12 protein-coding genes are annotated in these 13,442 nt (G+C 71.4%); 4 read left to right on the top strand and 8 right to left on the bottom strand.

All coding sequences use genetic code 11. The features are described from left to right. Positions 1 to 52: 52 nt before the first annotated feature. Positions 53 to 955, top strand: coding sequence for a hypothetical protein (locus ABEA24_RS47825; RefSeq protein WP_345442074.1), 903 nt, complete (start codon positions 53 to 55; stop codon positions 953 to 955). Between the two features lie 173 nt (positions 956 to 1,128). On the opposite strand, the gene ABEA24_RS47820 is transcribed toward ABEA24_RS47825, so the two are convergent. Further along, positions 1,129 to 1,755 carry an LmeA family phospholipid-binding protein gene (locus tag ABEA24_RS47820; RefSeq protein ID WP_345442071.1) on the bottom strand — a complete coding sequence of 209 codons (627 nt, stop codon included), beginning with the start codon at positions 1,753 to 1,755 and terminating at the stop codon, positions 1,129 to 1,131. A gap of 210 nt (positions 1,756 to 1,965) precedes the next feature. Between ABEA24_RS47820 and ABEA24_RS47815 the strand changes: the two genes are divergently transcribed. Continuing rightward, complete coding sequence (locus ABEA24_RS47815) at positions 1,966 to 4,290, top strand: FHA domain-containing protein (RefSeq protein WP_345442068.1); 2,325 nt, start codon at positions 1,966 to 1,968, stop codon at positions 4,288 to 4,290. 28 nt (positions 4,291 to 4,318) lie between these two features. Here ABEA24_RS47815 and ABEA24_RS47810 read toward each other — a convergent pair whose 3' ends face one another. From ABEA24_RS47810 to ABEA24_RS47800, 3 genes are all read right to left on the bottom strand, one after another. Next, the gene (locus ABEA24_RS47810) at positions 4,319 to 6,040 is read right to left on the bottom strand and encodes a tetratricopeptide repeat protein (RefSeq protein ID WP_345442065.1); all 1,722 of its coding nucleotides are present in this window, start codon (positions 6,038 to 6,040) and stop codon (positions 4,319 to 4,321) included. Between the two features lie 97 nt (positions 6,041 to 6,137). Continuing rightward, positions 6,138 to 7,406: an ATP-binding protein gene (locus tag ABEA24_RS47805; RefSeq protein ID WP_345442062.1), complete on the bottom strand. Its 1,269-nt coding sequence runs from the start codon at positions 7,404 to 7,406 to the stop codon at positions 6,138 to 6,140. Between the two features lie 92 nt (positions 7,407 to 7,498). Next, complete coding sequence (locus tag ABEA24_RS47800; RefSeq protein WP_345442059.1) at positions 7,499 to 8,179, bottom strand: nucleotidyltransferase domain-containing protein; 681 nt, start codon at positions 8,177 to 8,179, stop codon at positions 7,499 to 7,501. A gap of 124 nt (positions 8,180 to 8,303) precedes the next feature. Here ABEA24_RS47800 and ABEA24_RS47795 point away from each other — a divergent pair, with 124 nt between their 5' ends. Beyond that, positions 8,304 to 8,897 carry a bifunctional 4-hydroxy-2-oxoglutarate aldolase/2-dehydro-3-deoxy-phosphogluconate aldolase gene (locus ABEA24_RS47795; protein WP_345442056.1) on the top strand — a complete coding sequence of 198 codons (594 nt, stop codon included), beginning with the start codon at positions 8,304 to 8,306 and terminating at the stop codon, positions 8,895 to 8,897. Further along, entirely contained in the window at positions 8,894 to 9,826 is a 933-nt protein-coding gene (locus tag ABEA24_RS47790) for a sugar kinase (protein WP_345442054.1), read from the top strand. Before ABEA24_RS47795 ends, ABEA24_RS47790 begins: the two co-directional genes overlap by 4 nt. 19 nt (positions 9,827 to 9,845) lie before the next feature. On the opposite strand, the gene ABEA24_RS47785 is transcribed toward ABEA24_RS47790, so the two are convergent. From ABEA24_RS47785 to ABEA24_RS47770, 4 genes are all read right to left on the bottom strand, one after another. Beyond that, positions 9,846 to 10,625, bottom strand: a complete 780-nt coding sequence (locus ABEA24_RS47785; protein ID WP_345442051.1) for an IclR family transcriptional regulator — start codon at positions 10,623 to 10,625, stop codon at positions 9,846 to 9,848. A gap of 136 nt (positions 10,626 to 10,761) precedes the next feature. Beyond that, positions 10,762 to 11,172, bottom strand: coding sequence for a RidA family protein (locus tag ABEA24_RS47780; RefSeq protein WP_345442048.1), 411 nt, complete (start codon positions 11,170 to 11,172; stop codon positions 10,762 to 10,764). A gap of 146 nt (positions 11,173 to 11,318) precedes the next feature. Beyond that, a complete protein-coding gene (locus ABEA24_RS47775) occupies positions 11,319 to 12,179 on the bottom strand; it encodes an NAD(+)/NADH kinase (RefSeq protein ID WP_345442045.1) in 861 nt (286 codons plus the stop codon). A 54-nt stretch (positions 12,180 to 12,233) separates the two neighbouring features. Continuing rightward, positions 12,234 to 13,391: a helix-turn-helix domain-containing protein gene (locus ABEA24_RS47770; protein WP_345442042.1), complete on the bottom strand. Its 1,158-nt coding sequence runs from the start codon at positions 13,389 to 13,391 to the stop codon at positions 12,234 to 12,236. Positions 13,392 to 13,442: the final 51 nt, after the last annotated feature.

Genomic DNA, 13,442 nt, shown 5'->3' with positions numbered 1-13,442 from the left:
GCAGGGTGAAGCGCCCCAGGCTCTGGCCCGCGCAGGGGGCGAAGGTCCCCGCGTGGCGGTCCGGGCGGCCGCCGGAGCCGCGGGCCGTCTTCGCGGCCGCGCCGGTGGTCCGGCGTTGATCGTCTGCTACGCGCACGGTGGCGGGCTGGGGCATCTCACCCGGATCCGGGCGTACCTTCACACCCGCGGGCTGACGGGGGAACCGGTGACGATCCTGACCGGCTCCCCGTTCGCCGGTGATCCGCGGGTCCTGTCCGGGCAGCGGATCCGGTCCGCGCCCGCCGGCCTGGGCCGGGACGACCTCACGCGGTGGGTGCGCGCGACCCTCGCCGAGCTGCGCCTGCGTGAGCTGGTCGTGGACGCCTTTCCGGCCGGGCTGTCCGGCGAGCTGAGCGCCGCCGCCGTTCCGCCCGGTACCCGCGTCGTCCACCTCGCCCGCCTGCTGCGCTGGGACGCCTACCGGCCGCTGCTGCCGCCGGAACCGCTGGAGTTCGCCCAGACCTGGCTGGTGGAGCCGGTCGGAGGCGCCCACCGCGCGTACCTCGACGCGGTGTCGTCCGCGGTCGCGCCCCTGGCGCTGGCCGATCCGCCGGAGCCGCGCCCCGCCGTCCCCGTCGAGCCGGGCGGCTGGCTGATCGTCCACTCCGGTCCCGCGGCCGAGCTGACGCAGCTCGTCGCGTACGCGCAGGACATCGCGGCGATCGAGGGCGCGCGGCCGTACCTCACGCTCGTGTCGCCGAGCCGCCCGGACGCCTTGCCGCCGGAGGTCGCGCACCGCGACGTCTACCCGGCCTGGCCGCTGTTCGCCGAGGCCGACCGGATCATCACCGCAGCGGGCTGCAACGCGGTACGCCAGCTCGCCACCTGGCGCGAACGGCACCGCATGCTGCCGTTCCCGCGCCGTTTCGACGATCAGTACGCCCGCGCCGCCCGCGCCCGCGCCGCGACCCCGTAACGGCGCTGCAGCCGCCAGTACGCCTGCCCGCGCCCGCGCTGCGACCCCGTAGCGGCGGCAAGTTCGCCCGCGCTGCCTGCGTCCGCGACGCGACCCCTTGGCGGCGTGGTTCAGCCGCCAGTTCGCCCGCGCTCGCGCCGCCCGCATCGCCTGCGACCCCGTAGCGGCGTGGTTCAGCCGCTGAAGGCGATGTGGGAACCGGTGACGTGCAGCTCGACGCCCTTGGCGGTGACCGACAGGTTCTGGAACGTCAGGCCGAGCGGCAGCCCGTCCACCGGCACGGTGAAGTCGAGGTCCTGGTCGAGGTCGGCGAGGGAGAAGCCCTCGGCCGACAGCGGGTGGACGCGGATCTGGTTGCCGACCTTGGTGACCTGCCAGACGACCGTGCCGGATGCGATGCCGAAGTCGACGTCGCCCTTCACTCTGTCGGGACCGGCCGCGGAGAACGTCACCCCAGGTTCATCGGAGACCTTGGCCAGCTCGCCGAACGCGATGGTCGCGGTGCCGTCCACCCGGCCGAGGGTGCCCTTGCGGAACCCCGAGTCGATGCGCACGTCGCGTACGTCGCCGTCGATGCGGCTGATGGAGATCGGCCCCTCGCGTACGTCGCGCGCGGTCATGTGGGCGTGCGGGAAGTGGCGGTCCAGGACCTGGGTCACGAAGGGGAAGCCGTGGATCGTCACGTCGGGACGGGTACCGAAGCCCTCCTTCTGGATCTCATCGGCGATGCGGCTCTCGGCGTACGCGGCCGCGAACCGGTCCAGGACGACGAGGAGACCGAGCAGCACTAGAACGATCACCAGAGCGACGATCCACGGCCGCCGTCGGCGCCGCCTCGGCGGGCGGAGATCCGGGCGGGTCCAATCGCTCTCGGGCGCGCTCATTTGAACGTGGTACGGGTCGCCATGACGCTCAGCAAATTTCACCGACAGGGAACCGTCAATGCTTTCACGGCAAACTCGTGACGGAAAGATGGGCGTTTCATGGCATCCGATCTACACTGCGGAGATATGACGGCCGAGGGCTTTGTCTCGTCGATGGCCCCGCCGGCTCTCGTCGTGCGGACGAAGGAGGCCGTTCGCAGGCTGCAGCCCGGGGGTTCGTACGCCGTCGGCCGGGATCCGGCGGCCGACGTCCCGATCGACGACCAGCGCGTCTCCTGGCGGCACGCCGTTCTGCGCACGGACGACAACGGCTGGCTCCTGGAGGATCTGGACAGCACGAACGGCACATTCGCCGGGAAGCGGCGCATCCGGCGCGCCGGCATCGAGGGGGAGATCGTCTTCCGGCTCGGCAACGCCGACAGCGGCCCGCAGGTGGCCTGCTCGGTCCCGCCGGTACTCGACTCGCGCATCGGCGTCGACCGCGAGCCGACCTCCGTCATTCACGTCCCGTCCCGCCCGCTGCGGATCGGGCGTGCTCCGGACAATGACGTCGTGCTTTCCGATTTGATCGTTTCCCGGCATCACGCAGAGCTACGTAAAAGGGCCGACGGGCGACATGAGATCGTCGATCTCGGCGGTCATAATGGCACGTTCGTCAACGGGAAAAGGATCACCTCGGCGGCGCTCACCGAAAGTGACATCGTCGGGATCGGGCGCGCCACTTTCCGGCTCGTCGGCGACGAACTTCGGGAGTTCATCGACACCGGCGACGTCTCCCTCGTCGCGCAGGACCTCACCGTACGGACCTCGAAGGGCAAGGTCCTGCTCGACAACGTCAGCTTCCCCATCCCCGAGCGGTGCCTGGTCGGGGTGATCGGCCCGAGCGGCGCGGGCAAGTCGACCCTGCTGGGCGCCGTGACCGGGACCAGGCCGGCGACCGAGGGCGGCGTACGGTACGACAACCGGGACCTGTACCGGCACTACGCGGAGCTGCGGCACCGGATCGGACTCGTGCCGCAGGAGGACATCCTGCACACCCAGCTGCCCACCCGCCGGGCGCTGCGGTACGCCGCGGAGCTGCGGTTCCCCGGGGACACGGTCGCGGCCGAACGCGACCGGAGGGTCGACGAGGTGATCGAGGAGCTCGGGCTGACGCCGCACGCGCAGACCCGGATCGACGCCCTGTCCGGCGGCCAGCGCAAGCGGGTCAGCGTCGCGCTCGAACTCCTGACCAAGCCGTCGCTGCTGTTCCTGGACGAACCCACCTCCGGCCTGGACCCGGGGCTGGACAAGTCCGTCATGGAGATGATGCGCGACCTCGCCCACGACGGCCGCACGATCGTCGTCGTCACGCACAGCGTCGCCAATCTGGACACCTGCGACCGCCTGCTCGTCCTCGTCCCCGGCGGCCGGGTCGCCTTCTACGGCCCGCCCGAGGAGGGGCTGCGCTTCTTCGGTAAGGCGAGCTGGGCGGAGGTGTTCCAGGCGTTCGACAAGGAGCCGGACCGTGACTGGGCCGCCGAGTTCCGGATGGCGCCGCTCTACACCCGCTACGTCCTGTCGGGGCTGGACGGCGACGCCGAGACGCCCGGCGCGGAGCGGGCCACCTCGGCGGCCCCGCCACCCCGGCGGCAGGGCCGGTTCGCGCAGCTCGGCACGCTCTGCCGCCGGTACCTCGCGGTGATCGGCTCCGATCGCAGCTACCTGGCCGTGCTGGCGGTGCTGCCGCTGGTCGTCGGGCTGCTCATCCGGGCGATGCCGGCCCCGCACGGGCTGACCGGACTGGGGGAGAACGACGACGCGGCGTCGGTGCTGCTGACCCTCGTGATCGGCGCCTGCTTCGTCGGCGCCGCCAACTCCGTGCGCGAGCTCGTCAAGGAACGCCCGATTTACCGGCGGGAGCGCGCGGCAGGGCTGTCCGCCGGGATCTACCTGCTGTCCAAGATCCTCATCCTGGGGCTGATCACCGGGGTGCAGGCGGTGCTGCTCGTCCTCATCGGGCTGGCGTTCCGGCCGATGCCGGCGCACGGGGCGTTCACCTCGCCGTACCCGGAGCTGATCCTGGCCATGGCCGGGCTGGCGATCGTGTCCATGGCGATGGGCCTCCTGGTGTCGGCGGCGGTCAGTACGTCGGAGAAAACCATGCCGCTGTTGGTGCTGCTCTCCCTGGCCCAGGTGATCCTCTGCGGGGCCCTCATGCCGTTGGAGGGCAAGGCCGGCCTGGAGCAGGTCGCCTGGGTGACGCCGTCGCGCTGGGGCCTGGGGGCGGCCGCCTCGACCGTCGACCTCGGGCGCCTGCCGCACAAGCCGATCCACGACCGGCTCTGGCACCCCGACGCGACGACCTGGGCCACCGACATGGGAGTGCTGGCCGGCCTCGGGCTGGTGTTCGTCATCGTCGCCTGGTGGCGCCTCGAACGGCTCCGCCCGGGCCGCCGGACGCGCCTCTAGCTCTGAACCCTCACGGCAGAGACTGAGGTCATGACCCGCCCGGCCCGTTCAGAAGGTCTTGGATGTTGAAACCCCCAGCGGGGTCCGCGGCGATGTCCGAATTCTCGGCGGGGGGCTCGGTCGACGGGTACTCGTCGAGCAGGGACCGGTATTCGTCGATCAGGGACCGGAGGGTCTGCACACAGCCGGCCTCCGCCTCGCGGTACAGCTTCACCGCGTCTCTCGCAGAGGAAATGGCCTCTTGGCGTTCTTCTTCCCACTCACGCGCTTCCCGGCCGAAGCGCCGAGCGGCGGCCATGTTCGAAGGGTCCGAGAGCTGCTCGGCGAAGGAATCGGCTGCGGACTCGTCGAAGCCACGCCGGTCATCGCCGTCCGGCGGCAAGGGAACGGCCAGCAGAAAGCCGAAACCTTGAACAGCCGCCGCATGCTGCTTTCTCGCGTGATCCGCCCAGTTTCTCGCGTTGACCACCTGAGCATTGGCCAGCCCCGTGTGCTGCGCGAATTCGGCGATCACATCCCCGCATGCGCGATAGATGTCGGCGTGCCGGACCGCCCGGGCACTCATCTCCACGAAGATCTCGTGGAGCCTCGCGCCGTTGTCGTCCGTCGCGTACACGCCTCGGCTCGTGACCAGCAGCGCCCTGATGCGAGCGTCGTACTCCGTGACCCGATCCGCCGAAAAGTGCAGGGCCGTGGCGAGAGAACGAGCCGCGACCTGGTTCACCGGCAGGGGATTCTCTTCCAGATCCAGCGCATCCCAGGGGAGGACGAGCGGGGGCAGCCCCGAGGCGCCCCATCCCGAGGCGAAGGCATCCTCGGAGTCCGGAGCGGGCATCGGCTCCGCGGCCTGCCTCGGACCACCGCCGAAAGACTGGCGCACCGTGGACAGCAGGTTCGTGGCACGGCGCAGTGACTCACGCACGCTGTCCTGCGACGCGGACAGGATCGAGATGACGTCCGCCAAGAGCGCCTTGATCGGCGGTGCCTTGAGTTCGACCAGATCCCTGCGGAACATCGTCCCGATGGCCGCTTTGTTCCAGTCGTTCTCGAGTCCGGTGAACGACACCGAGATATTGCCGAGCGCGCGATGAATCAGCTCGTTGCTCGGGTTGCTGCGGACCATCATCAAGTAGATCTGCGCCGCCTCGAGAACGCGGTTGCGAAGGCAGAGGAGGTGCGCGAGGCCGAGAAGGAGGTCCTCATGATGCGGATCGAGCGCGAGCCCGGTCCGGAACGCGCGTTCGGCCGCGTCCCATCGCTCGCGATCCGCTTCCACCTCGCCGAGCGGAAGGAGACCTTTCGCGACCTCGGCGACCGCGAGATGGGCGAGCGGATCCTGCGGATCGGCCTTGACGGCCATCGCGGAGGCTTGCTGAGCCCCCTCGCGGTCGAAGACCTCCAACCGGCACTTGGCCAGGATGTACAGGATCTGCACCGACTCCGGCATCAGCCTCGCGGCTTCCGTCGCCGCCCGCAGCGCGGCCCCTCGCCGGCCGAGGCTGAAAAGAATGCATGCGAGCAGGTAGTACGCGTACGCGCTGCCCGGATCAATGCGGAGAGCGGAGACCACCGTGTCATGGGCCTCTTCCATCCGGTCCAATCCGAGCAGGCATTGAGCGGCCACGCAATGCGCCTCGGCGGACGTGTCGTCAGAGACGATCGCCGGCCCCAGGGCATCGAGCGCGTCCTGCCAGCGCCCCATGGAGAGGAAATTCCGGGCGGCCGCCAGGGCATTTTCACTGTCGTTCATGGTGAACACAACCGTTCGGAACGGACAAGGGAGATCGGTGGAATGTCGGAACCCGGCCGTGGGCGGCGGCTAGCGGCCTCGCCCCCGGGCGCCGATGTCACAGCATCCGCTGCCGCTTGAGGTAGGCGAGCAGGTCGTCGTAGGCGCCACCCTCGTTCGCGAACATGGCGACGCCCTTCGCCGCGTCGAACCACGGGCCGGTCGAGGGCCGCACCTGCCTCAGGGCCGTCTCGAAGTCGGCCATGCCGATCATGCGGACGGTACCGCTGCGCGACGACGCGATGAGCGCCTGCTCGGCCGCGGTGTCGCACAGATGCTCGAGATCCGCGCCGGAGAATCCGTCCGTACGGTCGGCGAGGACGGCCAGGTCGATGTTCTCCACCGGACGGTTCCTCAGGTGGAACTCCAGGACCGCGCGCCGCGCGGCCAGGTCCGGTGGAAGCACGAGAATCGTACGGTCGAACCTGCCCGGCCTGCGCAGAGCCGTGTCGACGTCCCACGGCTGGTTGGTCGCCCCGAGGATGAACAGGCCGTCGTTGTCGGCCGCCACACCGTCCATCTCCTCCAGCAACTGGTTCACGACGGTGCGCATCCCACTGCTGCGAGACTGACTGCGCTTCTGGCCGAGCGCGTCCACCTCGTCCAGGAACAGTACGCAGGGAGCCTGCCTGCGGGCCTGGGCGAACAGTTCGCGCAGGTTCCGCTCGGACTGTCCGATGTACATGTCGAGGACGTCGGAGATGCCGACCGCGATGAACGAGGCGCCGAGTTCCCCGGCGACCGCCCGGGCGAGGAACGTCTTGCCGCATCCGGGTGGCCCGTACAGCAGCAGGCCACCGCGCAGGCTCTTGCCGTACAGCGCGCGTAGCTCGGGGTTGCGCATCGGGGCCAGGAACGCGACCTCGAGCCGTTCCTTGACGTCCTCCATACCGCCGATGTCGGCCAGTCGCAGTGCCGGGGCCTCGGTCTCGTAGGCATCCGGGGCGGCGGCTTCGTCGGCGAAGCGGGGCCCGACCAGGCCGGCCACCTCCTTCTCCGCCGCGGTCCAGTCGAAGCGCTCTCCCTGTGATGCGGCCGACGGCGCTCCGGTGCCGGGCGTCCGCGGATCGGACGCCGTGGGCCTCGGCTCCGTGTCGCCGGACGCGGCGACGTCGGAGGGCCTGCTCCCGAGGGCGGTGACCATGAAGTCTCTGGCCTGGTCGCAGGCCGGGTCGTGGCGCAGCGCCTCGGCGGCCTCGCTCATCGCACCGGGAAGGTCGCCGGCGTCGAGGAGAACCTGCGCGAGATGCAGCCTGAGGGTGACGTCCTCAGGCCGCACGTCCAGAGCGGCGCGCAGGCTGGCCACCAACCGGTCGTGAGCGTCCATGGAGAAATACCGTCCCGTGCGGAGTCGTGGATCAATGCCGACCGGGCCGACGGCACCCGGGGCACGGCACATTACCTTGATCGTCGCGCGGCCTACGCGTAATTGGCCTGACGCACGGCGAGCAGCCAGGACTCGACGGTGTCCTCGTCGGGACGGTCCGGGAGCGGCGTGCGGATCCGGTCGAAGTCGGCCTCGGTCTCGGCGAGCAGCCGCCGGGCGGCCTCCACGTCGCCGCCGGCCACGCCGTCCCCGAAGTCGCGGTACCAGCCCGGGTCGTCGAGGCGGATCCGCAGGTTGCCGGTGGCGTACAGCTCGCGGCCCTGGTGGACCAGCCGCGCCAGGTGCCGGGCGTGTTTTGCCGTCCGCTTGCGGGTATCGGCGGAGAACGAGCCGTCACCCCGGTTCTCCAGTTTGCGGAACTGCTGGGTGGCGTAGCCGAGATAGGCGTCCCGGACCCGCTTGGCGGACAGGAAGGCCGAACGGATGCCGATCAGCTCGTCACCGAACGGGGTACGCGTCTCGTACAGGTCGTCGGGCAGCCAGACCAGCTCCATCGCGGTCGGGTTGCCGCCCAGGGCGAGGCTGCACCACTTCCGGGCCTCGTGCAGCGTCCGGTCGGGGGAGGTGGACACGATCGACTCGCGCGGGGTCCGCAGTCCGAGCAGGGACCGGGTGGGGGCGGCGAAGACACCGAGCCGGTCGACGTCGGAGTCGGGCGTGGCCAGGCCGTACGCGGTGGAGCCGACGATGCCGGCGAGGAGGATCTCGGTCATGGGCGGTCCCGGGGGCGGTAGATCATCCGGCTGGCAGAACCATAGCCACGAGGCGCTCGATCCGCTTCTCATTTATCATTCGTTATGGAACGTTGTCCCGCTGTACAGAACGAGGGGCGGTCGGATGGATCGGGTGGAGATCGAACGGGCGATCGGGGCGGCGCGGGTGCTGCCGGTGCTCAGGACGCCGGACGCCGCGGGCGCCGTCAAGGCGGCCGAGACACTGCTCGACGCCGGCCTGGACGTCATCGAGCTGACCGCGACCACTCCCGGCTGGGTCGACGCCCTGGCCGGCCTGCGCCGCTCCCACCCGGCGGCGGTCCTCGGAGCCGGCACGGTCACCACCGCCGAGGACGCCCGCCGCGCGCTCGACGCGGGCGCCGACTTCCTCGTCAGCCCCTACCCGGCCGAGGCCGTCCGCGCGGTCACCGGCGAGGTGCCCTTCCTCGAAGGCGGGTTCACCCCCGCCGAGGTCGCGGCTGCCGCCGGACGCGGCATCGCCAAGCTCTTCCCCGCGCACGTGGGCGGCCCGGCCTATCTGCGCTCCGTCCTGGCCGTGCTGCCCGGCGCGCGCATCGTGCCCACCGGCGGCATCGCGCTGCGCGACGTCCCCGCCTACCTCGAGGCGGGCGCGTACGCCGTGGGCGTCGGATCCGACCTGGTGAAGGCGCCCGATCCGGCCAAGGCCGTACGCGAGCTGATCGAGGTGGCCGAATGACCGGCGACGTGCCCGACGTCGTCATCATCGGGGAGCCGCTGGTCGAGTTCTCGGCCGCCGACCCGCTGACCCACGCGGAGACCTTCCGCCTGTCCTTCTCCGGCGACGCGCTCAACGCGGCGGTCGCCGCGTCGGCCGCCGGAGCCCACGTCGCCCTCGTCACCCGGACCGGCGAGGACGAGTTCGGCGACCGCCTCGTCGAATTCGCCGCCCGCCACGGCATCGACACCCGCTGGATGTGGCGGGGACCGGGGCACTCGGGCGCGTACGTCGTCGGAGCGGACCCGCTCGGCACCCGCGCCTTCGCCTACCTGCGCTCCGGTAGCGCCGCCTCCCGGCTCGGCCCCTCCGACGTGGACCGCGCGCCTGTCGCGGAGGCGAGGGCGGTGCTGCTCAGCGGCATCACGGCCGCGCTGTCGGACTCCTGCGCCGCCGCCGTCGTGCACGCGGCGGAGAAGGCCGGCGGCAAGGTCGTCTACGACCCCAACTTCCGGAGCCGGCTGACCACGCCCGCCGACGCGCGCGAAATCCTGGTGAAGGTCGCGCCCAGGGCCGCGCTGGTCCTGCCGTCCTGCCCCACCGACACCTCGGCGCTACTGGACACCACCGATCCCGAGGAGGCCGCCGAGGCCTGCCTCGACCTGGGCGCGGCGGCCGTCGCGGTCACCTGCGGCGCCGACGGGGTCCATCTCGCGAGCCGGGGAGAGCGGCGGCACCTGCCGGCCTTCCCCGCCACGGAGATCGTCGACGCGACCGGTGCGGGGGACGCCTTCGGCGGCGCACTCACCGCACGCCTCGCGCGCGGCGCGTCGATCGTGGACGCCGTCCGCGGCGGCGCGGCGGCGGCGTCGATCTGCCTCGGTGGCCAGGGCGGCACCGGCCGGATCGCCACGGCCGCCGAGATCGAACGGCTCCTCGCCCAAGGCTGAGCGCGGGTAGCGATCCGGGTCAGGCGGGCGCGGGTGCGGGTACGCGGTCGGGCGGCGCGCCCATCGCGAGCGAGACGTCCCGCGCGGCGGTCACCACCTCGGCCATGAGGGTGTCGTTGCCCAGGTCGACCTCGAACGCGAGCCCGGAGATGGAGATCCCGCCCATCACCACGCCCGTGTGGTCGAAGACCGGCGCGCCCACACAGCGGATGCCGCGCTCGTTCTCCTCGTCGTCGACCGCGTAGCCGCACCGGCGGACCTCGCGCAGGTGGGCGATCAGCGCGTCGACGTCAGCGATCGTGTGCTGGGTGCGCGGTGCCAGGCCGGTCCGTGCGGTGATCGCGGCGACCTCCTGATCGGACAGCCGGGCGAGGATCGCCTTGCCGATCGAGGTGGAGTGCAGCGGCAGGCTCATGCCGACCCGGGAGCCCATCTGGTACGGCCGCAGGCCTTCGAGCTTGCGCACGTAGACGGCCTCGTCACCGCTGCGGATCGCGAAGTGCACGGTGAAGCCCGTACGGTCGCGCAGCGTCTGGAGCGCCGAGTCGGCGTGCTGCGCCGGGTCGAACCGGCTCATCACCTTGCCCGCCAGCGTCAGGATCCGCGGGCCGGGGAGGTATCCGCCGTTGCCGTCGGTGCGGGCGAACCCCCACCCGACCAGGGACTGGAGGATGCGGTGCACCGTCGACTTCGGAAGCCCGGTGCCGGCCGCGATGTCGGTCACGCGGCTGTGCTCGGCCAGTGCCTCCAGCACCGTGAGCGCCTTGTCGATCGAACCGCCACCGGTCTGCGTCGCCACATCGCGAGAATATCCGCAGGACCACCCCGACAGGGCTAAGGACGCGTCCGATGGATCTTTGCCCGGCCGCCCGGCGTCGCCACGAACAAGATCCACCGGACACGCCCAGCAGCGCCGCGCCGTCGACCCGGCTCCGTCAGCTCCGGGGTACGGCGGCGACGGCCTCGACCTCGACCGTCAGGTCCGGCCGGGCGAGCCCGGCGACGACCATGAGGGAGTGGGCGGGCCAGTCGCCGTCGGGATACCAGTCCGCGAAGACCTCTTCCCGCGCGGTCCGGCTGCCGGGCAGGTGCTCGGTGCCGGACACGAACGTCAGCAGCTTCACCAGGTTCGCGGGCCCGGCCCCGAGCGCGTCGAGGAGCCGGCCGATATTGGCGAACGCCTGCCGCGTCTGGGCTTCGGCGTCCGGGCCGGCGAGGGTGCCGTCCTCCAACAGGCCGAGCTGGCCGGAGAGGAACACCAGCTCATGGTCGGCCGGTACGGCCGCCAGGTGGCTGTACTGCCCGACGGGCCGCGCGACACCGGCAGGGTTCCAGCGACGGATCATCGATTCGCACTCCTGTTCGTTGGGAGGACGGCGGCCCCACGGCCACGCCCCTTCGGCCGCGGCCACAACCGAACTCTAGGGCGCGTCCGGTGGATCTTGTTCGTAGCGCGCTCTGGGCGCCGCGCTCCCAGAGCCCTTGCGGCCCGTCAGTCGGCCTCGGCGGAGCCCGTTAGCCGGAGGCGCCGCTGCGCGCGCTGGTAGAAGGTCGTCTGCCCGAGCCGTATGACGCTGGCGGCGGCGGGCAGCGCCGCGAGGTCGAGGATGTCGCCGGGGTGCACGTTGCCGATGAGCCGGCCGTCGGCCTCGACGGCGACGTCGCCGCTGGTCGGCAGGACCCGCAGCGCGAGCTTCTCGTGCGGGGACAGGAACAGCGCGCGGTTGAACGCCGAGTGCGGGGCGACCGGCGTGACGAGCAGCCCTTCGGCGCTGGGCGAGATGATGGGCCCGCCGGCGGAGAAGCTGTACGCCGTGGATCCGGTGGGCGTCGCGACGACGACGGCGTCGGCGGCGTACCGGACGAACGGGTTCCCTTCGACGCACACCTCGACGACGATCAGGCCGTGGCCGGGCACGCGGGCCAGGGCGACGTCGTTGAAGGCGACCGAGTCCACGCCGCCCGTGGTCGCCCGGAGCCCGCTGCGCGTCTCGATGGTGAAGCGGTGCTCGTCGATGGCGCAGAGCGCCGCGTCCAGCTCCGGAACATCGATCTCGGCCAGGAAGCCGAGGCGGCCGAGGTTGACGCCGAGGACGGGGGTCTGCCGACGGCAGGTGAGCCGCATGGCCCGCAGCATGGTGCCGTCCCCGCCCAGGCTGACGATCAGGTCGGCGTGCTCGGCGAGGTCGTCGGGCTCCACGGCGGTGACATCACCGTCGATGCGGGCGACCTCGCCCGGAACGCCGAGGACCTGGGCGTTCCGGGCACGCGCCCATCCGGTGATCCGGTCGATCACGCCCTTACAGTCGCGTTCGGGGTGAAGGACGATGCCGACCGTCGAGATCAAGCCCATACGTCATTCTCTCAATATCGGCGGCCGCCCGCTCCCCGTCCTGGGCCGGGCGGCTCAGGAGGAGGGCGTGGCCGCCGGTTGTTCGTGGATGTTCAGCGGCTGGTACGGATGGTAAGGGCTGGTCGCCGACAGGTCGTTGCGGAGCACCAGGTGATCCGTGCCGTACATGCGGCGCTGCTGGTAGACCCAGTAGGCCGTGTGCGCGGCGTTCGCCCACTTCTCGAAGATCGCTACCTGCCGGGTGCTCGCGAAGCCGGTGGCATTGATGATCAGATCACCGGGCCGCAGCTTCGACGGGGGGATCTGCCGGGTGTAGCCGCCCCAGGCGAGGTCGGCCGAGTTGGGACCCGGCGCGGGGAGGCCGAGCGCCATGGAGGCGTACCCCGAGCCGTCCGTGCGGTAGCCGTCATGGCTCTTCGACTGGTCGTACGGGACGCGCTGCTCGCTCTGGGGATGCCACGTCAAAGCGCGCGCGAGGATCTGGGACCGGGTGATCCATTGCGCGTAGGTGGGCGCCGGATGCGGTCGCCGAGCCGGTTCCGGCCGGAGCGACAGGCCGGTGGCCAGGCCGATCGCGCCCGTAGCGAGACAGCAGCCGAGCGCGGTGCCGATATGGAGCACCCGCTGCCTCGCTCCGCCGGTCCGCCGAGCAGCCGCGCCGGGACGCTCCGGCACGGTGTCATCGCGTGCCACCTCCTCCGCGGTGTCCTCACGCGCCGCCCGTTCCAACGAGCTGTCCGCACTGGCCACACGCGCGGTGTCATCGCGCGCCGTGCCCACGGTGTCCTCATGGGCCGCCCCCGTGGCGTCATCGCGCCCACCACTCGCCTCGATCGCCGACGCGGTGTCGTCGCGCGGCGCCCCTTCCGGCTTCTCCTCCGCGGGAGGCGGGGTGCCGCCGGCGGGCTCCGTGGCGGGAAGGGTCCGGCGGTCGTCGTCCGCGCGGTGCCACAGGGCTCGGAGGCGCTTCTTGTCGCCGCCGCAGAGTTCGGCCATGGTCTCGACGGCCTCATAGGGGATCCAGGTCTCTCCGCTGAGCCAGCGTCCCCAGGACGAGCGGCTCGCGTAGGTCTTCCCCTCCAGCGCGCGGAGGTCGTACCCGGAGCGGTCCTTCAGAGCGCGCAGCTCCTCCAGCAGGGTCCGGGTGGTCTGGGGGAGGTTCTCGGGCAACGGGCGCAGCTGCCGGGTCCGGCTCACACGCGTCCGCGTCATCTGTCTTCGGTCCAATGTTCTCCCTCGGCTTGGGGTCGAAAGCCGATTGTG

Origin of the sequence: Actinoallomurus vinaceus (assembly GCF_039542055.1) — a bacterium.
GTDB lineage: Bacteria > Actinomycetota > Actinomycetes > Streptosporangiales > Streptosporangiaceae > Actinoallomurus > Actinoallomurus vinaceus.
The sequence above is the reverse complement of the archived record's forward strand: the minus strand, read 5'-3'. Positions and strand labels throughout refer to the sequence as shown.

Bases quoted from the DNA above. Each gene is read 5' to 3' on its own strand.
- ABEA24_RS47775 (WP_345442045.1), bottom strand. From the start codon at position 12,179: ATGGGCTTGATCTCGACGGTCGGCATCGTCCTTCACCCCGAACGCGAC.
- ABEA24_RS47790 (WP_345442054.1), top strand. From the start codon at position 8,894: ATGACCGGCGACGTGCCCGACGTCGTCATCATCGGGGAGCCGCTGGTC.
- ABEA24_RS47815 (WP_345442068.1), top strand. From the start codon at position 1,966: ATGACGGCCGAGGGCTTTGTCTCGTCGATGGCCCCGCCGGCTCTCGTC.
- ABEA24_RS47770 (WP_345442042.1), bottom strand. From the start codon at position 13,391: ATGACGCGGACGCGTGTGAGCCGGACCCGGCAGCTGCGCCCGTTGCCC.
- ABEA24_RS47810 (WP_345442065.1), bottom strand. From the start codon at position 6,040: ATGAACGACAGTGAAAATGCCCTGGCGGCCGCCCGGAATTTCCTCTCC.
- ABEA24_RS47780 (WP_345442048.1), bottom strand. From the start codon at position 11,172: ATGATCCGTCGCTGGAACCCTGCCGGTGTCGCGCGGCCCGTCGGGCAG.
- ABEA24_RS47795 (WP_345442056.1), top strand. From the start codon at position 8,304: ATGGATCGGGTGGAGATCGAACGGGCGATCGGGGCGGCGCGGGTGCTG.
- ABEA24_RS47805 (WP_345442062.1), bottom strand. From the start codon at position 7,406: ATGGACGCTCACGACCGGTTGGTGGCCAGCCTGCGCGCCGCTCTGGAC.
- ABEA24_RS47800 (WP_345442059.1), bottom strand. From the start codon at position 8,179: ATGACCGAGATCCTCCTCGCCGGCATCGTCGGCTCCACCGCGTACGGC.